Genomic DNA, 21418 nt, shown 5'->3' with positions numbered 1-21418 from the left:
CGCCCGATCCGAAGGCCGTCTGAATTACTCGGCGTGCGAGATATTCACCGCAGCCATCTTGCCGCGCTTGTCCTGCTCCAGGTCATAGGACACGCGGTCCTTTTCACGCAGGGTAGCCAGGCCAGCACGCTCGACGGCGCTGATGTGAACGAACGCGTCCGCGCCGCCATTGTCGGGGGCGATGAAGCCATAGCCCTTGTCGGCGTTGAAGAACTTGACGACGCCAGTGATGCTGCTCATAAATTATTCCTTCTTTGCTGTCGGCGAACCCCGTGTGGACGCGCCGGGTTGCTAAGGGGCAGGGAAAGAAGGAAGTAAGGTGCCGCAAAGCGCCAAAAACCGTCGATTTGCGACTGTAGCCTCCCCTATGTAGGGCAAGGCGCAGCAAATAGCAAATGGCGTGCGCGCGGCCGACCCGATGCCCCCTTTGTTGCGATCGCAAACACGGCCCGGTCAGCCCCAAACGCCGGGCGTTCAGCCAGAAGCGGCGGCCTGGGCGGTGCCGAAATAGGCGTCGCGGGCGCGGGCGGCGGCTTCCTCATAGGGGCGGCGATCAGCGGCGATGCGGGCGTTGAAGGCGTCTTCCTCGTCCGGCGTCAGGTCGCGCTCATAGGCGTCGATCTCATAGACGCTGTCGCTTTCCTCGCCAACGAAGCCGGGCGGAGGGGGATAATCGGTGCGCCATTGTTCGAGAAATTCATCCCACCAGATGCCGCGCAGATGGGTGACGGCCTCTTCGGGCGGCAGGGTGGTGAGGTCCAGTTCCGGTTCGCGGGGCGGATCGGGCGGAAGTTCACACCGTTCCTGGAAGGCGGAAAAGGGCGGGTAGGCTGCCTTGGCGGTGCCGGTCATCAGCGTCATGCGCGCGGCGACGAACAAAGCGGCGGAGGCACCGGGCGACAGCGCGGTGGCGGCGGTTTCGACCGCTTCGGGCGTGGCGGGGCTGGTGCCGTCGAGCAGCCGGGCATCGTCCATGTCGCGCGCCATCGTCTCGGCACCGGGGCGGGGCAGGCCGAGCTGGTCGGCCTCTGCCTGTGCTTCGTCGGCCGGGCAGAGCATGTCGAGATAGGCGGCGAAATCCTGCGCGACGACGCGGGCGAGCGCGGCGTCGCTGCCCGGTGTCGGGCAGTCGGCCATGCGATCGAGCCGGGCCAGCATCGACATGGCGAGGCGATTGTCGTGGCGGTGGCGGGTGACTTCGAAATTCTCTTCATCCTTGCGGATGGTTTCGGTCTGACCGACGATGGCGCGGGCCATCAGATCATCGGCGAGGCGCGCGCGGGCGATGAGGATCGCCGCGTCCCAGCCGAGGCGAAAGGCCGCGCCGTCCTGACGAATGCGCAGATTATAGGCCGAACGCGCCGTGATGCGGACCGCTTCGCAGGCGAGGCGGATGACGCCGGTGGCGGCGAGGGTTTCGAGAAAGCGGCGTTGGCGCGCGGGGGACCAGCCATCGGCGCGGGTTTCGGGCGACGGGGTGAGGGTGGGGAAGTGGTACGACATGAATGCGCGCGCCTCCGGCTGTGGGTTTGCGGCAAGGGTAGGCAGAAAGGGGGGATGTAGGAAAGAACAAAATGGGAACGAAGCGGCATTTGTTTCGTGGCCGGAACTGGACCCCGGCCTGCGCCGGGGAGCAGGCGTGTTAGGGATATTGCTGGCGGGTATGGATGAGGAGCAGCACTTCTATAGCGTCAGCAGCGACGGAACAGATCAGGATGTAATTGGGATGGACGACGACGTCACTCGTGCCGAGCGTGCGGCCGGGTCCGTGCGCGTAGGGATACAACGATAGACTATCGGCGGTGTGCCGAATGGCAGCGTAGAGGTGATCCGCCAATGCCTTGTTGCGGGGACGGATATAGTCAAAGATGGTGAGCAAAGCTGTTTCGGTCTCGGAGATGACCGGCAAGGTCATTTATATTGATCGAGGAAGGCCTGCGCCCTAGCCATCACTTTTCTGACTGCAATCTGAAAATAGGCATGTTGCAGATACGATTAGGCAAGCGTAGGTTGTAAAGCAGGGGGTAATGTGGCTGTAGAAATAATACATCTTCGCAAGCTTTTGCAACTGCTGTATGCCAGTCCACGTGACCAGCAGACACTCTTACGCGCTGAAATTCGGGCAGAGATTGCCAAGGAAAATGGGGTCTCAGGCGGAGGCGGCGATTTTTATGGTCCATTTTGGGCAGATGCTAGAGATCATGTTTTTGAAATAAACGATCTTCACCTAGCAACAGATGATCGCATCGCCCGTAATAACCGGCGCGCCCGCCTATACCCTATACTTCGAGACGGGTTTTTAAAATGGTGGAATGAACAGAGGCGTTGGACGAACACGCCTTTTGAATCTGTACGTGCGCCAAGCGGTCAGCTAAAATTCAGCGAAATATTGACTATAAAAGTCGACGGAATAATTGCAGTTAAAGATGCTACTGGAACGAGCCGATACATTTATCCCTATTTCTCCGAAACCCCCGCATTAAAAAACGAAGGTGCAAGGATTTCTTTGTGGGTATTTTATCGGACCTTTCCTGGTCTAGATTTTAATAACTTTCGCATTTTAGATGTGCCGCGCGGTAGAATCTATTCGCCGGACAGATGCTATTTGGAAGGGGATGAAGCTCAAATCCTCAAACAAAAATATGATAATCTTTGGCAAATGTACGTTAATCTAGAAGAAGATTATAGATAACTATGAACATCATGAAAAAGAGAGTGAGTCCTGAAGAGGTTTTTACACCTCGTTCGCACGACCTAAACCAAAAAACATATGCAGAGCGACCTACCTTGGAAAGCAGGCTGCGCAGAGCTTTATCTGGGCATAAGTATATTATCTTATATGGCGAAAGTGGAAATGGAAAAACATGGCTGTATAAGCGTGTTTTTCAAGCTAGTAAAATACAATTTGAAGTAATAAATCTTGCCAAAATGTACAACGAAGGATCTTTGAATGCGGTATTATTAGCAAAAGCGGGCGATTTAGGTGCTAGTATTATCAATAGTGAAAAGAAGGAGTTTGATATTGGTTTAAGGCCCGGAGGGTTTGGTGGTGGTTATAAAGATACGATCGAATATAAATCGATGCCATCCGCGCCCCTTGAGTTACTGGCAAGCCAAATGTATATAAAATCCGGTGGGGATATGAGTGTTCTAGTTCTAGATAACTTTGAGCAGATTGTTGATAGCCAGGATTTTATTCGTCAAATTGCGAGCTTGATAATATCAGCCGATGATGAATTTGTCGCAAGAAATAAAATAAAAATCGTTATTGTTGGAACGCCAACAAACATACGAGATATGATATCTAAAGTATCTAATGCAACCACCATTTCTAATAGAGTTGTAGAAATTCCGGAGGTGGCTAGGCTTGAGCTTGCTGAAGCTCGCCATATAATGTCGCAGGGATTTGAAAATTATCTTAATTTAACGTATGTGATCGATAAAAATGCTCTTTACAAAACTATAGCATACAAAACGGATAGAATTGCACAGCATGTACAAGAGTTGTGTTTAAAAATTGCTCAAAATGCTGTCGAAAACAACCGTCTAGTAACAGATAAAGTGGTAATAGAAGCAGAGCGGGAGTGGATGGAAGAAACTCTTTCTGCAGACCTGGCTGTCGTAGAATCTCTAATGAATTCCCAGCGCACTAAGGTCGGTCGTAAAAACCAAGTAATATATTGCTTAGGAATGATGGATTTAGAGGATTTTAACCATCATCAAGTTGAGAAACAATTAAGAAGTACATTTCCAGTCGAACAAGAATTAAATCTCAATATTCCTCAAACGTTGGCTGGCTTCTGCAAAGCCGATACGCCACTCATTCGTAAGACAGGAGCACGAGGATCTCGTTACCGATTTTGTTCTCCAAAAATGAAAATGGTTATTCGAACTCGTCTTAAGCTAGCGAGCGACAATAGCGTAATTCGCGCGAGTTAACGGATTGCTAGTGTAAGTCACTCCGCCGCCACACTCTCCAGCCCCAGCAATGGCGCGAGATAATGCCCGGTAAATGAGCGCGGTTCCTTCGCGACCTTCTCCGGCGTGCCCTCGGCCACGACTTCGCCGCCTTTGACGCCGCCCTCTGGACCCATATCGATGATCCAGTCAGCGGTCTTGATGACGTCCAGATTATGTTCAATGACCACGACGCTGTTGCCCTGGTCGACCAGCGCGTGGAGGACTTCGAGCAGTTTGCGGACATCTTCGAAATGCAGGCCGGTGGTGGGTTCATCCAAGATGTAGAGCGTCTGGCCGGTGGCTCTACGGGCGAGTTCCTTGGCGAGTTTGACGCGCTGGGCTTCGCCGCCTGAGAGGGTCGTGGCCTGCTGGCCGACCTTGACATAGCCCAGGCCCACTTCGGCGAGCATGGCCATCTTGTCGCGGATGGGGGGGACGGCCTTGAAGAATTCGACGGCGTCCTCGACCGTCATGTCGAGCACGTCGGCGATCGAATGGCCCTTGAACTTCACCTCCAGCGTTTCGCGATTGTAGCGCGCGCCGTGGCACACGTCGCACGTCACATAGACGTCGGGGAGGAAGTGCATTTCGATCTTGATCAGGCCATCGCCGGTGCAGGCTTCGCAGCGGCCGCCCTTGACGTTGAAGCTGAAGCGGCCGGGTTTGTAGCCGCGCGCCTGGCTTTCGGGCAGCCCTGCGAACCAGTCGCGGATGTTGGTGAAGGCGCCGGTATAGGTGGCCGGGTTGGAGCGGGGGGTGCGGCCGATGGGCGACTGGTCGATGTCGATCACCTTGTCGCAATGTTCGAGGCCCGTCACCTTGTCATGCGCGCCGGCCAGGATGCGCGCGCCGTTGAGGGCGCGGGCGGAGGCGGCGTAGAGCGTGTCGATGGTGAAGCTGGACTTGCCGGAGCCGGAGACGCCGGTGATGCAGGTGAAGGTGCCGAGCGGGATCGACGCGGTGACGCCGCGCAGATTGTTGGCGCGGGCGTTGTGGACGGTCAGCTTCTTGCCGGTGCCCTTGCGGCGTTTCTTGGGCACTTCGATGCGGCGGGTGCCGTTGAGATAATCGGCGGTGAGGGAGTTTTTGGCTTTGAGGATATGCTTGAGCGTGCCTTGCGCCACGATCTCGCCGCCGCGAATGCCAGCGCCCGGCCCCATGTCGACGATATAGTCGGCGTGGCGGATGGCGTCTTCGTCATGTTCGACGACGATGACGCTGTTGCCGAGGTCGCGCAGGCGTTTGAGGGTGACGAGCAGGCGGTCGTTATCGCGCTGGTGCAGGCCGATCGACGGTTCATCGAGGACGTAGAGGACGCCGGAGAGGCCGGAGCCGATCTGCGACGCCAGGCGGATGCGTTGGGATTCGCCGCCCGACAGCGTGCCGCTGGTGCGGTCGAGGTTGAGATAATCGAGGCCGACATTGTTGAGGAAGCCCAGGCGCTCGACAATTTCCTTGAGGATGGCGCGGGCGATCTGGTTCTGCTGGTCGTTGAGCTTGCCGGGCATCGCGGTGAAGAAGGCGAGCGCGTCCACGACCGAGCGGCGGGTGGAGAGGGAGATGTCCTCGCCCGCGATCTTGACCGCGAGCGCTTCGGGCTTGAGGCGCGCGCCGTGGCAGGTTTCGCAGGGCTGGGCGCGTTGATATTTGGACAGTTCCTCGCGCATCCAGGCGGATTCGGTCTGGAGGAGGCGGCGGTTGAGGTTGCCGATGACGCCCTCAAACGCTTTTTTGACTTCGTAGCTTTTGCGGCCGTCCATGAATTTGAGCGTGACCGGCTTGCCGCCGGTGCCGTGGAGGATGATGAGCTTCACTTCGCCCGGCAGGTCGGCCCAGGGGGTGTCGAGGCTGAACCCGAATTCCTTGGCGACGGAGCCGAGGACTTGCATATAATAGGGGCTGGGCGGGTTGGACTTGGCCCAGGGGACGACCGCGCCCTTTTTGAGCGAGAGGGCTTCGTTGGGGACGACGAGTTCGGGGTCGAACTCCTGCCGCTCGCCGAGGCCATCGCAGGCGGGGCAGGCACCCATGGGGGCGTTGAAGGAGAAGAGGCGCGGCTCGATCTCGGCGATAGTGAAGCCGCTGACGGGGCAGGCGAATTTTTCGGAAAAGACGATGCGGTTGGCGGGGATGCCGGACCCCTTCATCTTCTTGTCAGTGGCGGGCGCTTCATCCTCGCGGCCCGGCACGACGCCATCGGCCAGATCGACAAATGCCAGCCCGTCCGCGAGTTTCAGCGCCTGCTCAAAACTGTCGGCCAGCCGCGTGCCCATGTCGGGGGCGACGGCGAGGCGGTCTACGACGACTTCGATGTCATGTTTATATTTCTTGTCGAGCGCGGGGGCGTCTTCGATCAGCATCATTTCGCCGTCGATGCGTACGCGGGTGTAGCCCGCCTTCTGCCATTCGGCGAGTTCCTTGCGATATTCGCCCTTGCGGCCGCGCACGACGGGGGCGAGCAGGTAGAAGCGCGTGCCTTCGGGCAGGAGCATCACGCGGTCGACCATCTGGCTGACGGTCTGCGCGCTGATGGGGAGGCCGGTCGCGGGGCTGTAGGGAATGCCGACGCGCGCCCACAGCAGCCGCATATAGTCGTAGATTTCGGTGACGGTCGCGACGGTGGAGCGGGGATTGCGGCTGGTCGTCTTCTGCTCGATGCTGATCGCGGGGCTGAGGCCTTCGATATGTTCGACATCGGGCTTCTGCATCATCTCCAGAAACTGGCGCGCATAGGCGGAGAGCGATTCCACATAGCGGCGCTGCCCCTCGGCATAGATGGTGTCGAAGGCGAGCGAGGATTTGCCCGACCCCGAAAGCCCGGTGATGACGATCAGGCTGTCGCGGGGCAGATCGACATCGACGCCCTTGAGATTATGTTCACGCGCGCCGCGGACGGAAATGTGGGTAAGGCTCATTTGGGGCGTTGTTCCAGATTTGTTCTAATTGGGCAATATCGAAATCGCCCACTGAAATGGCAACGCTGAGCATGTTCGGCAAGGCGTCCAAGGGGCCGGCTGGGCGATCATTCATAAAAATGCACGATGCATAGTCCAAGTAACTTCAATACTCACTATTAACAAATCTGGATCAAAATATGTTGATTTACTGGAATTATTTTATGATGTAGCACTTAAAGAGGCGTGGTGAGGCCTGTTGGGCCGGTAAAGGGTTTTTTATGGCGACTGCTGATACGACGAAGCCGACCTTGACGTCGCTGAGTTTTCCGAAAACTGTGGACGTGAAGAATGGTGGCAAATATCTGACGTTTACAGCAGGTGCGAGTGATGTTGGGCTGGGCGTGGATTATGTTTACGTCAGTTTTTCTAAAAGTTGGCAGTCTAGTTATGGCAGAGAGTCTTACTTTTTTGCGTATGATAGCACTGATTCATACGCAGACGGCGCATCGTCCCGACAATATTATATAGATGACGCATCTGCAGCGGGAACGTACGACGTAAGCAACGTAACGGTATATGATAAGGCAGGAAATTACAGCCGTTATGATGCTGCTGACCTGACGTCTATGGGTATAGCAACAAGCTTTCAAATTGAGAGCAACGAAGTTGCGGATTCGACAAAACCTGTTTTGACATCATTAAATTTCCCAAAGGTGGTGGATGTGACGAGCAGTGGTCAGTATCTGACGTTTACAGCAGGTGCTAGCGATGTCGGGTTGGGTGTCGACTATGTTTACGTTAGCTTTGCAAAAAGCTGGCAGTCTAGTTCGGGCAGAGAGTCTTACTTTTTTGCGTATGATAGCACTGATTCATACGCAGACGGCGCATCGTCCCGACAATATTATATAGATGCCACATCTGCAGCGGGAACGTACGACGTAAGCAACGTAACCGTATATGATAAGGCAGGAAATTACAGCCGTTATGATGCTGCTGACCTGACGTCTATGGGTATAGCAACAAGCTTTCAAATTGAGAGCAACGAAGTTGCGGATTCGACAAAACCTGTTTTGACATCATTAAATTTCCCAAAAGTGGTGGATGTGACGAGCAGTGGTCAATATCTGACGTTTACAGCAGGTGCTAGCGATGTTGGGTTGGGTGTCGACTATGTTTACGTTAGCTTTGCAAAAAGCTGGCAGTCTAGTTCGGGCAGAGAGTCTTACTTTTTTGCGTATGATAGCACTGATTCATACGCAGACGGCGCATCATCCCGACAATATTATATAGATACCACATCTGCAGCGGGAACGTACGACGTAAGCAACGTAACGGTATATGATAAGGCGGGAAATTACAGCCGATATGAAGCCTCTGAGCTGTCAGCTATGGGCATAGCGACCAGTTTTGAAATTCTGGACTTCAATGCTGGTGTTACGGCCACAGTTGCAGCATCCGGTGTTGTTGCCGAAGGCACGGGCGCAACGCTAATACCATTGCTGACGCTGAAAAATATCGGAGCTTACACAGGGACTGTAACGCTCGCCTTCGACGCCGAGCAGTCGACCATGACGGCCAATGAGGTCAATGTTCCGAACTTCAACGGCCTCTACAGTATTTCGCAATCGCCCGCTCGCGATTATGTGATCGATCTGCCGGCGATCGGCGTCATCGACGACCTTCTCATCGAAGGTGATGAAATATTGGCATTCAAGGTGGCAGCCAGTGGGCAGATATTTTCGTCGGGCAGTGACAATATCATCGTGAAGGTCACCATTGCTGATAACGATCGCGTCGGTACGGTCGGCAATGACGTAATGAATGGAGATGAGGGGCATAATCTGTTCGTTGGTCTTGCGGGTAACGATGTGCTGAACGGGTTTGGGGGCGATGACTGGTTGCAAGGTGGTTTAGGCCATGACCGGCTGAATGGTGGCTTTGGCAATGACCGTCTGGACCCTGGCGCGGGGAACAACATCGTCGATGGAGGCGCTGGGAGCGATATGCTGGTGCTGGCCGGGGTCAAGGCGAGCTACAGCTACCTTTTGTCTGGCGGCTGGACCTTTGTGGTGGGCGAAGAAGGCGCCTCGCGAACTGTAAATGTAGAACAGGTTGCTTTTGCCAACGGCGTTTTGGGAAGCGCCGATCTGGCGGGCAGCTTGTCGGCGTTCGACGGGTTGCGCTATATCGCGGGCTATGGGGACCTGATCGCTGCCTTCGGATCCGATGCAGATAGCGCGACCGCGCATTATGTGGCGAGCGGCTTTGCCGAAGGGCGCGATGCCAAAGAGTTCGACGCGCTCGATTATATCGCAGGCTATGACGATCTGATCGCAGCTTTTGGTACCGATACGCAGGCCGCGACAAGCCATTATATCGATGGCGGCTTTGTCGAGGGCCGCAGCGACGCGTTGTTTGATGGGCTGCAATATATCGCCTCCTATGCCGATCTGATCGAGGCATTCGGAACGGACGCGGACGCCGGGGCGCGCCATTTCATCCAGGACGGTCGTGACGAGGGACGGAGCGACGATCTGTTCGATGGGCTGCAATATGTCGCGTCCCATGGCGATCTGATCGGCGCGATTGGTACGGATGTGGAGGCGGCGGCCGAGCATTTCATCAAAAACGGCTATGGCGAAGGCCGAATGGCCGACGATTTTGACGGCTTACGTTACATTGCGTCGAACGCGGACCTGATCGTCGCGCTGGGTGATGATGATGACGCGGCTGCGCGCCATTATATTCTGGCAGGGCAGCAAGAAGGCCGGGATGTCGACGGGTTCGATGCGTTGGCCTATGCGGCGGCCAATCCTGATCTGGCGGCAGCTTTTGGTACTGACGTCGATGCGCTGACCGAACATTATATCGACACGGGCTATTTTGAGCATCGTGTGGTGGCTCCGGGCGCGGATATGTTCATGGCGGCCTAAGCGGATCATCCCGCGAAATGTCTGGCCAAGTGCGTCTTGCTGGCGCACGTTCGGCGTTACCGTGCCTCTGCCTGATCCTGCCGCCTGCATCGCCGCCGGGCTGGCGGACGGGCGGTGCGCCGATTGAGGATGTGATGCCATGACCGATCCTGTCCCACGCGATATCGTCATCATCGGGGGCGGGCAGATGGGGGTGGCGCTCGGCTATTATCTGCGCCGGGCGGGGGCGGATTTCCTGATTTTGGATGCGGAAGACGGGCCGGGCGGGGCGTGGCGGCATGGGTGGGAGTCGTTGCGGCTGTTTTCGCCCGCTGGCTATAGTTCGCTGCCCGGATGGCTGATGCCGCCGCCGGCGCATGAAGGCTATCCGACGCGCGATGACGTGCTGGCCTATCTGCGCGACTATGAGGCGCGCTATGCGCTGCCGATCGAGCGGCCGGTGCGGGTGGCGGCGGTCGAGCGGGCGGGCGATGCTCTGGCGGTCGTTACCGACAAGGGGCGCTTTGCCGCGCGGATGGTGGTCAGCGCGACGGGCACCTGGTCGCATCCCTTCATTCCCGACATGGCGGGGCGGGCGCTGTTTGCGGGGGTGCAGGTCCATTCCGCGCACTATGTCGGGCCGGACGCCTATGCGGGGCAGAGCGTGCTGGTGGTGGGCGGCGGCAATAGCGGGGCGCAGATCGTGGCGGAGTTGGCGCCGGTGGCGCGCACCAGCTGGGTGACGACGCACGATCCGCTGTTCCTGCCCGATGATGTCGATGGCCGGGTGCTGTTCGAACGGGCGGTGGCGCGGATGAAGGAAGGGCCAAGCGATGTGCCGGTGGGCGGCATTGGCGATATCGTCATGGTGCCGCCGGTCAAGGCGGCGCGGGCGCGCGGTGACCTCAGCACCCGGCGGCCTTTCGTGCGGATGACGGCGACGGGTGTGGTGTGGCCGGACGGGACGGAGACGGCGGTCGATGCGATCATCTGGTGTACCGGCTTTCGCCCGGCGCTGGCGCATCTGGCGGGTCTGGGCGTGGTGGAGGCGGATGGGCGCGTTCTGGTGGAGGAGCAGCGGTCGATCAAGGCGCCGCGGCTGTGGCTGGCGGGCTATGGCGACTGGTGCGGGGCGGGATCGGCCACGCTGATGGGGGCGGCGCGGACGGCGCGGGATCTGGCCGCGAGGCTGGTCGAGGCGCGGGCGGTTTAGGGGAGGGGGGCTTTGCGGGCGGAGGGGGCGCGCCTGCGCACGCAAGGCCACGGAACGGCACACGGCGATGACCCTGTCTGATCCTCGGCATCATAGAGGTCGTAACAGTTGACCCGCCAGGATTTATTGTCCAGTCCATAGCCACTTAAGTCGGAGAAATGCTGTGGCCGTTACATTTGGTTCGCCTGGTGATGATGTATTTAACGGCACGGACGGTGATGACGAAATCTACGGCTGGACCGGTGCCGACATCATTTACGGCAATGGCGGCAACGACAAGCTGTGGTCCGGCACGGTCGACCCCTATGCGGGTGCCACGATAGACTGGACGGGCGTCGATATCGGCCTGGAGCATGACCAGATATTCGGGGGCGACGGCGATGACATCATCGGCGTCGGCACTGGCGACGATGTCGATGGTGGAGCGGGAACGGACCGGCTTTATTATTCCTTCTATGGCGCGACAGACGGGGTTACCATATCGACGTCCCAGTTTCTGGGCGAGGCACCGCGCATCGTCGCCGGTGGCACCATCCGCAACATAGAGATCGTGGTGCAGCTGGAGGGCAGTAGCGCCAGCGATGTGATCGATGCGGCGACTCAAAGCGAGCGGATCACGATCTTTGCCGGAGACGGTTTTGATAGCGTGACGGCGCATGACAGCAGCGTGACGCTCTATGGTGGTGCCGGCGATGACCGGTTTTTCAGCGGGACGGCGGCCGATTTTTTCAGCGGCGGCGAAGGAACCGACACGGTCGATTACAGCCGCTATGGCCAAGGCGTCACCGTCACCCTGGGTCAGTCAAACTGGGGCGAGGGGCCGGACGGCGATCAGTTCGTCGATGTCGAGCAGGTGGTGGGATCGGCCCATGCCGACACGATCTCCGGCAACGACCAGGCCAATAATTTGGAAGGTGGCGACGGCGATGACAGCCTGTCCGGGCTGGGCGGCGATGACCTGATGTTCGGCGGTGCCGGTAACGACCAGATGATAGGCGGAGACGGTGGAGACACGCTGTTTGGCGATGCAGGCGACGACCGCATGTCGGGGGAAGCCGGCAATGATTATCTGGTTGGCGGCAGCGGCAACGACCAGTTGTCCGGTGGCGACGGCGATGACGAACTGTCCGGTGGCCAGGGCAATGACCTGTTGGAAGGCGGGCGCGACAACGACACCATCTACGGCGGCATCGGTGACGATGTGGTCCGCGGCAATGATGGCGATGACAAGCTCTATGGCGACGGCGTCATCAGCAGCACTGGCGATGGCGACGATCTGATCGAAGGCGGAAATGGCAATGACCTGATCCGTGGCGGGGGCGGTGACGACACTCTTTATGGCGATTCGGGCAATGATGATCTTGCCGGGGGTAGTGGCAGCGACGTCATTTATGGCGGCGACGGCGACGACTGGATCGATGGTTTTGGCGAATATGGCTATGGCCTCGACGAGCATCCCGATATTCTTTTTGGCGGTGCGGGCAACGACCGCATCAGCATATCCTATGGCGACAGCGCCGATGGCGGGATCGGCGACGACAGCCTTTTCGTCAACTTTTATTCCGGCGCTACGAGTGGTGTGTCCGCTGACCTGACGCTGTTGACCAATGGCGGATCCCTGAACATCGGTGGAGGGACACTGTCTGGGTTCGAATATGTCAGCGGTTTGTCGTTGACCCAGTTCGATGATGTCGTCGTGGCGGGCGCGGTACGCAGCGCGGCCGAAGGGATCAGCATCGATGGTTGGGGCGGAAATGATGACCTGACCGGCAGCCTGGGCGTCGATATGATCTATGGCGGCGATGGCGATGACATCCTGCGCGGCGGGCTGGGGCGCAACAGCGAGGTTTCGCCAGGTCTTGATCGTTTGTTCGGCGAAGCGGGTAACGACACTATCCTGATCGATCGCGATGGCGCATTTGCCTTTGGCGGCGAGGGTGACGACCGCATCATCGGCGGCGATGGCGACGATGAGATACAGGGTGACAATGGCGATGACGTTCTGAGTGGCGGCGGCGGGAATGATGCTCTCGCCGGCGGGGACGGTGGGGATTTCTTGCAGGGCGGCGCCGGGGACGACATTTTAGACGGCGGCGCTGGCGATGATCGCCTGCTGCCGGGGACGGGCCACAATATCGTCGACGGCGGGGATGGGTTCGATACGCTGGTTCTTACGGGTGGCGTTGCAAGTTACAGCTATCTCGTGTCGGGCGCTTCGACTTTCATCATAGGCGAAGAGGGCGCTTCGCGAATCGTGAATGTCGAACATGTGGCTTTTGCCAACGAGGCGCTGGGAAGTGCCGATCTGGCGGGTAGCTTGTCGGCGTTCGACGGGTTGCGCTATATCGCTGGTTATGGGGACCTGATCGCTGCCTTCGGATCCGATGCAGATAGCGCGACCGCGCATTATGTGGCGAGCGGCTTTGCCGAAGGGCGCGATGCCAAAGAGTTCGATGTGCTCGATTATATCGCAGGCTATGACGATTTGATCGCAGCTTTTGGTACCGATACGCAGGCCGCGACAAGCCATTATATCGATGGCGGCTTTGTCGAGGGCCGCAGCGACGCGTTGTTCGATGGACTCCAATATATCGCCTCCTATGGCGATCTGATCGAGACATTCGGGGCGGACGCGGACGCCGGGGCGCGCCATTTCATCCAGGGCGGTCGTGACGAGGGACGGAGCGACGATCTGTTTGACGGGCTGCAATATGTCGCGTCCCATGGCGATCTGATCGGCGCGATTGGTACGGATGTGGAGGCCGCGGCTGAGCATTTCATCAAAAACGGCTATGGCGAAGGCCGAATGGCCGACGATTTTGACGGCTTGCGTTACATTGCGTCGAACGCGGACCTGATCGTCGCCCTGGGCGATGATGATGACGCGGCTGCGCGCCATTATATTCTGGCAGGGCAGCAAGAAGGCCGGGATGTCGACGGGTTTGATGCGCTGGCCTATGCGGCGGCTAATCCTGATCTGGCTGCCGCTTTCGGCAGCGACGTCGATGCGCTGACCGAACATTATATCGACACGGGCTATTTTGAGCATCGTGTGGTGGCTCCTGGCGCGGACATGTTCATGGCGGGCTGAGCGGTAGTGATAGTTCAAGCCGATGACGCTGCTGCGTTATGGGTTTAATGAGTTGAGGAGGGTGAGATGGATTTCACGGGTGGTGCGGGCGACGACATCTATACGGGCGACAATAGTGACGAATATATTTCCGGTTTGGGGGGAAATGACTGGTTGAGCGGCGGAGAGGGCGCTGACAATATTGCCGGTGGCGCAGGGGCAGATCGTCTCAATGGCGGGGACGGCAGCGATGTGCTGTTCTCCTTCGGTCGGACCACCAATATGATGGCACCCTATTTCCCTTTGTTGGCCGGCGTTGTTTCCGATGATATCTTCGCGGATGTCGACACGCTGATCGGTGGTGCGGGGGACGATTTTTTCTTCGCGGGCTATGGCGACCATATTGATGGCGGCAGCTATGATTCCTTCGGCAATCGGCTTTTTATTAGTTTTCAGGGCGCGACGTCCGGCGTGGTTGCGGATTTTCGTCCGCTGCAAAACGGCGAGTCGATAACGATCGGCGGCGGAATCATTTCCAACATCCAGAATATCGGCTTTTTGGAGGGAAGAGAATATGATGATTTCATCGCTTCTATCGACACTTATTATCCCAGCGGTGCTGACATATTCGGCCGCGGTGGTAATGATACCATCATCGCAGACTATTATTCTGGTTGGGGTGGTGCGATCTGGGGTGGTGATGGAGACGACACCGTCGATGCGACTGGAGCGCAATATGGCGCCAGGGTATATGGGGAGGCCGGCAACGACATTATCCGGATGAACTACGGTACTGCTGATGGCGGTGATGGTGACGACATCATTTATGGCGGTTCGGCCTTTGGCGGTGCGGGCAACGACAGGCTGATCGATGTGATGAGTGGCGATGGCGGCGACGGTAACGACATCATTACCCTGAACTTCAGCTATTATGGCAACGGGGTCGCGACCGGCGGTCGGGGCGACGACCTGATACGAGGCACGGACTATGGTAGCGTGTTGGTCGGTGGAGAAGGTGCCGACGAGCTGTTTGGCGGCGCGGGTGCCGACTTGATCTATACAGGCGGCAGGAATGAGGATGGATCGGCCCTAGCCGATGTCGGCGTAGAAAAAGACTTCGTTTCAGCAGGCGCGGGTGCAGACACCATATGGGCAGGTGTAGGCGACGACGTTGATGGAGGAGATGGCGCTGACACACTCTACTATTCGTTCGGCGGCGCGACGACGGGCGTAGACATTTCTACACACCAGTTCCTCGGCGCAACAGCGCGGGTGATCGGTGGTGGAACGATCATCAGTATCGAGAGCCTAGCCGAATTACGAGCGAGCAGTTTCGACGACAGGATCGTGGCCACAACACAAGATGTCAGGCTGTCAATTTATGGCGGTGCAGGCAATGACGTTGTGACATCAAGTGGCAGTTCTATCACATTTCGGGGCGAGGAAGGGGACGACCGGCTGATCAGCGGCGAAGCGGCCGACATGTTCGTCGGTGGTTTTGGTACCGATACGATAGACTATTCCTTGTACACAAATGGCGTAACCGTAACTCTTGGCCTTTCTGGTGCAATCGGGATCGGCGGCGGCGGCGATAGTCTCATTAGCGTGGAGAATGTGGTCGGCTCTGCGTTCAGTGACGACATTCAGGGCAACGAGCTTGCCAATATGCTGGAGGGCGGTGCAGGTAACGATACAATTCACGGCGGCGCTGGCGACGATCGCCTGTTGCCGGGGACGGGCCACAATATCGTCGACGGCGGGGATGGGTTCGATACGCTGGTTCTTACGGGTGGCGTTGCGAGTTACAACTATCTCGTGTCGGGCGCTTCGACTTTCGTCATAGGCGAAGAGGGCGCTTCGCGGATCGTGAATGTAGAACATGTCGCCTTTGCCAACGGGGCGCTGGGAAGTGCCGATCTGGCGGGTAGCTTGTCGGCGTTCGACGGGTTGCGCTATATCGCTGGTTATGGGGACCTGATCGCTGCCTTCGGATCCGATGCAGATAGCGCGACCGCGCATTATGTGGCGAGCGGCTTTGCCGAAGGGCGCGATGCCAAAGAGTTCGATGTGCTCGATTATATCGCAGGCTATGACGATCTGATCGCAGCTTTTGGTACCGATACGCAGGCCGCGACAAGCCATTATATCGATGGCGGCTTTGTCGAGGGCCGCAGCGACGCGTTGTTCGATGGACTCCAATATATCGCCTCCTATGGCGATCTGATCGAGGCATTCGGGACGGACGCGGACGCCGGGGCGCGCCATTTCATCCAGGGCGGTCGTGACGAGGGACGGAGCGACGATCTGTTCGACGGGCTGCAATATGTCGCGTCCTATGGCGATCTGATCGGCGCGATTGGTACGGATGTGGAAGCGGCGGCCGAGCATTTCATCAAAAACGGCTATGGCGAAGGCCGAATGGCCGACGATTTTGACGGCTTGCGTTACATTGCGTCGAACGCGGACCTGATCGTCGCCCTGGGCGATGATGATGACGCGGCTGCGCGCCATTATATTCTGGCAGGGCAGCAAGAAGGCCGGGATGTCGACGGGTTCGATGCGTTGGCCTATGCGGCGGCCAATCCTGATCTAGCGGCAGCTTTCGGCAGCGACGTCGATGCGCTGACCGAACATTATATCGACACGGGCTATTTTGAGCATCGTGTGGTGGCTCCTGGCGCGGATATGTTCATGGCGGGCTGAGCCGCGCCCGCCGCAAAAGGGCTGGCCAAGCGCGCTTGGCTGCGGCACAGCGCGCGCCATTATGCGCCTGCCTGATCCTTCCACCTTCATCGCCGCCGGGGCCAGTGCCGAGGTGTTCCGGCTGGGCGAGGGGCGGGTGTTGAAGCTGTTTCATGACGGGATCGACCCCAGCATCGTCGCGCGCGAATATGCGATCGCGCGGGCGGTGCAGGCGAGTGGGCTGCCGGTGCCGCGCACCTATGGCGTGCAGGAAGCGGGCGGGCGGCAGGGGATCGTCTATGCCGACATGGCGGGGCCGGACCTGCTCGCCTATATGGCGCGCAACCCGCATCGCGGGCGCTGGGCACTGGGCGAGATGGCGCGGTTGCAGCAGCGGATTTCGGAATGCCATGTGCCGACGCTGCGCAGTCGCAAGGCGATATTGCGCGTCGACATAGAGGCAGCGCCGGTGGGCGAGCGGCTGCGCGCGGCGGCGGTCGACCGGCTGGACCAGCTGAACGAGGGCGATGCGTTGTCGCATGGCGACCTGCACCCCGCCAATCTGATCGTGACCGAGGAGGGGCTGGCGGTGATCGACTGGTCGCGCGCGGCGCGGGGCATGGCGGCGACCGATGTGGTGCGGACCGAGATGGTGATGCGCTTCGGGCCGGGCGGGGATGTCGGTGGCGAGGGCGGCGCGGCGGTACTGGGCTGGGCCGCGGCGAAGATGCGCGATGCGGCGAGCGCTTATTATGTGCGGCGGCACCGGGCGCTGACCGGGCTGGACCCCGAAGCGCTGGCGGCGTGGCGGGCGCTGGTGGCGCTGGCGTGGATGCGGCAGCGGGCGCCGTCGCGCGATGCGGCGTTCGAGGCCTATCTGGTGGAGGCGTTGGAGGTGGCGGGGCTGCCGCCGCTGGAGCGGGACGCGGCGCCCATGTCGTTGGTCGGGCCTGATTGACGGTTGATCCCGCGTCCATGCCGCCCAGCGGGAGCGGAGGGCCGATTATCGAACGGACGGCGCATCGGGCGTGCGCTGCCCTATAATGGCGGTAAGTTCAGAGACGGTTCAGCCCTGATGGTGTCGTCTCCGGCCTGACAGTTTATCCTGATCCCGGTGTGCCCGACAGCAACCTGGATACGCCCCCGGCCATCCCTTGCGCCGGGGGCGTTTTCTATTGTCCCTCCCATCGTTACGATTCGCGCTTTCCGTTACGGCACATGTCGTTCGTGGCGGGGCGAGATGTCGTTCGTCCTGCGGTTTGTCGGCGTGATTTTGCGCTTCGTCGGTGCAGGCGTCGTTCGCCGATGACGCGGGCTGCCGGTCGAAGCGGGCGGGCATCGGGCGGGGTGCGGGGCTAAACAGAATGGGCGAACGGGGCAGGACGCCGACCCCAAGACCCCGGCTCCCCCCGTTCGCACCCCGGCCCGCTGCGCAGCCCCCCCTTTGGCGGCGGACCGGCTAAACCAGATTTTGTAAGGAGATAGATGATGTTCCGTTCGACCCTGTTTGCCGCCGCCGCTTCCGCCATCCTGTTCGCCAGCGCCGGTGCCGCTTCCGCCGAGGATTTCGCCTCCAATGGCCGCACCAGCCCGGTCTATCATGGCGACCTCGACCTTTCGAACCCTGCGCATCAGGCACAGTTGCGCAGCCGCATCGCGCGTGCCGCCAAGCGGGTGTGCGCCGCCAGCGACCTCGCCACCGAGCAGGCGTGCAAGGCCAAGGCGATCGCCCGCGTCGAAGCGCCGATCAGCGCGGCGATCGCGCGGGCCGAGACGAGCGAACGTTATGCCGATGCGCGCGGCAAGGATGGGTTGCCGCTGGTCGCGAACTGATCGGTAGCGCGACGTGATGAAGAGAAGGCCCGGTGACTGCCGGGCCTTTTTTGTGTTTCGGCATCCTCCCCTGGCAGGGGAGGTGGCAGGGCGTAGCCCTGACGGAGGGGTGTCACGCTCTCGATAGGGTGACACCCCTCCACCACTTCGTGGTCCCCCTCCCCTTACAGGGGAGGATTGGTCAGCGGCCGGTCATGGCTCTGGCGTTGGCGAGGAAGGTGCGGCCGATGCGGATTTCACTGCCGTCGGCGAGGGCGGCGAACCATACGCCGCTGCCGTCGTGGCGCAGGCGGGCTATATGGTCGCGGCGGACGATGTGGGAGCGGTGGAGGCGGACGAATTGCTGCGGGTCGAGCCGTTCCTCCAGGCTGCTGATCGTCTGGTGGAGGAGGTAGCTGTGGGTGCCGACATGGAGGCGCATATAGTCGCGCTCCGCCTCGATCCGGTCGATCTGGTCGGTGGCGATGCGGATGAGTTCGGAGCGGTGTGGCACCCAGAATTCCTCGGCCCAGTCGGGTTGCGCTTCGGTTGAAATAGCGGGAGCATCGGTGGGGGCCAGGCTGCGCGCAGCCTCTACCCGGTCGATCGCGCGGGTCAGCCGGTCATGCGCGACGGGCTTGAGCAGATAATCGACGGCAGCAAGATCGAAGGCCTCGACCGCAAAGCCTTCGAAGGCGGTCACGAAGATGATGGCGGGGCGCAGGCCCATGCGGCTGACCGCGCGGGCGACGCCGATGCCGTCGAGCAGCGGCATGGCGATGTCGAGCATGACGAGGTCGGGCTTGAGCGCTTCGATGAGGCGCAGCGCGGCTTCGCCGTCGCTGGCGGTGCCGCAGAGCGTCAGGCGCGGTTCGCGCGCGCACAACATCTGCAGCCGCTCGATCGCGAGCGGTTCGTCATCGACGATCATGGTGCGGATGGACATGGGGATCAGCAACTCTGGCGGATGATGGGGAGGGTGATGAGGACGGAGAAACCGCCGCCCTCACGCGGACCATAAGCGATGCGGCCCTGATCGCCAAAGCGTGCGGTCAGCCGGTCGCGGACATTGGCGAGCCCGATGCCGCTGCCGCGATCGGCTTCGCCGGGCGGCTGGTCGCCATCGTCAGTGACATTGATATGCATCAGGTCGCCATCGGCGCGGGCGGTGATGCGGATCTGCACCGGGCTGGACGTGCGCGAGACACCATATTTGATCGCATTTTCAACGAGCGGCTGCAGGATGAGGCCGGGGACGCAGGCGGTCATCAGGTCGGCGGGAATGTCGATGACGCTGGTCAGCCGTTCGGGGAAGCGGACGCCTTCAATATCGAGATAAAGCTGCTGGAGATGGACTTCCTCCGCCAACGGCACGTCGTCCAGCGGATCGCCGGTCAGGCTGGTGCGGTAGAAGTTGGAGAGCGACAGGATCATCTTTTCCGCTTCGTCGGGCTTGTTACGCATGACGAGGGTCGAGAGGCTGTTGAGCGTATTGAACAGGAAATGCGGGTTCACCTGATAGCGGAGCGAGCGCAGTTCGGCCTGCTGCGCGGCGCGTTCCAGCCGGGCGGCGCGGCGTTCGGTGCGGTGGACTTCGCTGGCGTAGGACAGAGCGAGGTAGAGCGCGGCCCAGGCGGAGAGGAAGAAATAGCGGCTGATCGCATCCTCGACGATCTGGATCAGCGCGAAATGTTCTTCGCTGCGATATTTCATCCGGTCGCCATCGGTGAAGATGTTGACCGGATCATAGACGTTGAACATGTAGAAATTGGCCGATGCCATGGCGAGCGCGAAGGGCGCGGCGAGCGAGAAGGCAGCGACGACGCGGACGCTCAAGGGCTTCGTGTCGAAGCGGCGGAGCATCAGGTAGAAGATCCAGGTCGTGACGATGCCGATGACGGTGACGATGGCCCGGCGGGCGGCCAGCTCATAGGGGGCATCGAAGCCCATGACCGTGGCGCGCAGCGTGACCAGCACGGCATAGAATAACCAGAAGCCGAGAATGGAATAGAGCGCGATCGCAGGCGAAATGCCGCGTTCGCCGTCGTCGGGCGCATTTGTCATGGCATCCTGTTTACGCGCGTGCGTCACGCTTGTCGCCCCATCGCGTGGCTGCTGGTCGAAGCGGTTGGCGCGTTGGTCGAACGGCGCGCGGGAACCGGGATGCGGCCCGGCCCGTTGATCGAGGGAGATGCCTGTGTGGCATTGAGGAGGAGAGACGCATGACCCCGATTGATCATTCCCAGACCAAGGCCCACGAGCAAGCCGACGCGGCGCGCAGCAGCGACGCGCAGGACCATGTTCGCGATGCCGAGGAAAAGCTGGACGAGGAATTGGAGGATTCGATGGACGCATCCGATCCGCCATCCAGCACGCGACCCGGTGACAAGGGTGAACCCGTGCCATCTTCGGGCTTTACGCCGGAGGATTGATAGTTTTTCGATCCGAACGATGATAGAGTTTGCGGGCGGCAGGTGAAGCCATCGCCGCCCGTAACGAGAGGAGCCTGCACCCCATGCCGACATCCGCAACCCCCGCCGTCGAGCGCATTGCCCGCGTCCTGGCCGGACGGCATCTGAGCCATAATGGCGAAGGCAGCGATCCCCATGCTTCAGGGGCCGTGGATGCGGCGTGGCAGGACCATGTCGAGGACGCCTATGCCATATTGCATACGTTGCGCGAACCGGACGCGCAGATGGCGCAGGCAGGCGATGTGGCGGTGTGGCGCAGCATGATCGGCGCGGTGCTGGCGCGGCGACCGGGAGCGTAACGGGCGACGCGACCAAATGATGATTGTCATCCGATTTACATGTTGCGCTGCACAAGGAAATCTGATCCCTTGTGAACGGCGGCGGAACAGGCGCTTAAGCCT

The 21418-nt window shown here is 59.7% G+C and carries 16 protein-coding genes; 10 read left to right on the top strand and 6 right to left on the bottom strand.

Translation table 11 applies throughout. The annotated features are described in order from the left end of the window. Nucleotides 1–24: 24 nt before the first annotated feature. The 3 genes from BSY17_RS06820 to BSY17_RS06810 all read right to left on the bottom strand — a co-directional run bounded on the left by BSY17_RS06820 (nucleotide 25) and on the right by BSY17_RS06810 (nucleotide 1915). Nucleotides 25–240, bottom strand: a complete 216-nt coding sequence (locus BSY17_RS06820) for a cold-shock protein (protein ID WP_037479442.1) — start codon at nucleotides 238–240, stop codon at nucleotides 25–27. Between the two features lie 234 nt (nucleotides 241–474). Further along, the gene (locus BSY17_RS06815; protein ID WP_069064934.1) at nucleotides 475–1503 is read right to left on the bottom strand and encodes a hypothetical protein; all 1029 of its coding nucleotides are present in this window, start codon (nucleotides 1501–1503) and stop codon (nucleotides 475–477) included. A gap of 139 nt (nucleotides 1504–1642) precedes the next feature. After that, entirely contained in the window at nucleotides 1643–1915 is a 273-nt protein-coding gene (locus tag BSY17_RS06810; RefSeq protein WP_069064933.1) for a type II toxin-antitoxin system RelE/ParE family toxin, read from the bottom strand. A gap of 114 nt (nucleotides 1916–2029) precedes the next feature. Between BSY17_RS06810 and BSY17_RS21220 the strand changes: the two genes are divergently transcribed. Together BSY17_RS21220 and BSY17_RS20875 are read left to right on the top strand one after the other, a co-directional pair. Continuing rightward, entirely contained in the window at nucleotides 2030–2692 is a 663-nt protein-coding gene (locus tag BSY17_RS21220) for a hypothetical protein (RefSeq protein ID WP_150125742.1), read from the top strand. Nucleotides 2693–2694: 2 nt separating this feature from the next. Then, entirely contained in the window at nucleotides 2695–3939 is a 1245-nt protein-coding gene (locus BSY17_RS20875; RefSeq protein ID WP_083217066.1) for an AAA family ATPase, read from the top strand. A gap of 17 nt (nucleotides 3940–3956) precedes the next feature. Here BSY17_RS20875 and uvrA read toward each other — a convergent pair whose 3' ends face one another. Then, nucleotides 3957–6875, bottom strand: a complete 2919-nt coding sequence (gene uvrA / locus BSY17_RS06805; RefSeq protein WP_069064932.1) for an excinuclease ABC subunit UvrA — start codon at nucleotides 6873–6875, stop codon at nucleotides 3957–3959. 260 nt (nucleotides 6876–7135) lie between these two features. Here uvrA and BSY17_RS21215 point away from each other — a divergent pair, with 260 nt between their 5' ends. The 6 genes from BSY17_RS21215 to BSY17_RS06775 all read left to right on the top strand — a co-directional run bounded on the left by BSY17_RS21215 (nucleotide 7136) and on the right by BSY17_RS06775 (nucleotide 18567). Continuing rightward, on the top strand, nucleotides 7136–9790 hold the full coding sequence (locus BSY17_RS21215; RefSeq protein WP_150125741.1) for a calcium-binding protein: 2655 nt from the start codon (nucleotides 7136–7138) through the stop codon (nucleotides 9788–9790). A gap of 139 nt (nucleotides 9791–9929) precedes the next feature. Next, nucleotides 9930–10982 carry an ArsO family NAD(P)H-dependent flavin-containing monooxygenase gene (locus BSY17_RS06795; protein WP_069064930.1) on the top strand — a complete coding sequence of 351 codons (1053 nt, stop codon included), beginning with the start codon at nucleotides 9930–9932 and terminating at the stop codon, nucleotides 10980–10982. 163 nt (nucleotides 10983–11145) lie between these two features. Beyond that, nucleotides 11146–14073 (top strand): calcium-binding protein, encoded by a 2928-nt coding sequence (locus BSY17_RS22080; RefSeq protein WP_069064929.1) that lies wholly within the window; start codon nucleotides 11146–11148, stop codon nucleotides 14071–14073. 66 nt (nucleotides 14074–14139) lie between these two features. After that, entirely contained in the window at nucleotides 14140–16755 is a 2616-nt protein-coding gene (locus tag BSY17_RS06785; RefSeq protein WP_069064928.1) for a calcium-binding protein, read from the top strand. A 61-nt stretch (nucleotides 16756–16816) separates the two neighbouring features. Continuing rightward, nucleotides 16817–17692 carry a phosphotransferase family protein gene (locus BSY17_RS06780; RefSeq protein ID WP_069064927.1) on the top strand — a complete coding sequence of 292 codons (876 nt, stop codon included), beginning with the start codon at nucleotides 16817–16819 and terminating at the stop codon, nucleotides 17690–17692. Between the two features lie 527 nt (nucleotides 17693–18219). Next, nucleotides 18220–18567, top strand: a complete 348-nt coding sequence (locus BSY17_RS06775) for a UrcA family protein (RefSeq protein ID WP_335681339.1) — start codon at nucleotides 18220–18222, stop codon at nucleotides 18565–18567. A gap of 181 nt (nucleotides 18568–18748) precedes the next feature. Here BSY17_RS06775 and BSY17_RS06770 read toward each other — a convergent pair whose 3' ends face one another. Next, nucleotides 18749–19492 (bottom strand): LytR/AlgR family response regulator transcription factor, encoded by a 744-nt coding sequence (locus BSY17_RS06770; RefSeq protein ID WP_069066832.1) that lies wholly within the window; start codon nucleotides 19490–19492, stop codon nucleotides 18749–18751. A 5-nt stretch (nucleotides 19493–19497) separates the two neighbouring features. After that, nucleotides 19498–20610: a sensor histidine kinase gene (locus BSY17_RS06765; protein WP_069066833.1), complete on the bottom strand. Its 1113-nt coding sequence runs from the start codon at nucleotides 20608–20610 to the stop codon at nucleotides 19498–19500. Between the two features lie 158 nt (nucleotides 20611–20768). On the opposite strand from BSY17_RS06765, the gene BSY17_RS21210 reads away from it, so the two are divergent. Together BSY17_RS21210 and BSY17_RS06755 are read left to right on the top strand one after the other, a co-directional pair. After that, nucleotides 20769–20978, top strand: a complete 210-nt coding sequence (locus BSY17_RS21210) for a hypothetical protein (RefSeq protein ID WP_096061980.1) — start codon at nucleotides 20769–20771, stop codon at nucleotides 20976–20978. Between the two features lie 83 nt (nucleotides 20979–21061). Then, nucleotides 21062–21316: a hypothetical protein gene (locus BSY17_RS06755; RefSeq protein WP_069064926.1), complete on the top strand. Its 255-nt coding sequence runs from the start codon at nucleotides 21062–21064 to the stop codon at nucleotides 21314–21316. Nucleotides 21317–21418: the final 102 nt, after the last annotated feature.

It is taken from the genome of Sphingobium sp. RAC03, from assembly GCF_001713415.1.
In the GTDB taxonomy this organism is placed as follows: Bacteria; Pseudomonadota; Alphaproteobacteria; order Sphingomonadales; family Sphingomonadaceae; genus Sphingobium.
This window is presented reverse-complemented; position numbering and strand designations above follow the sequence as displayed.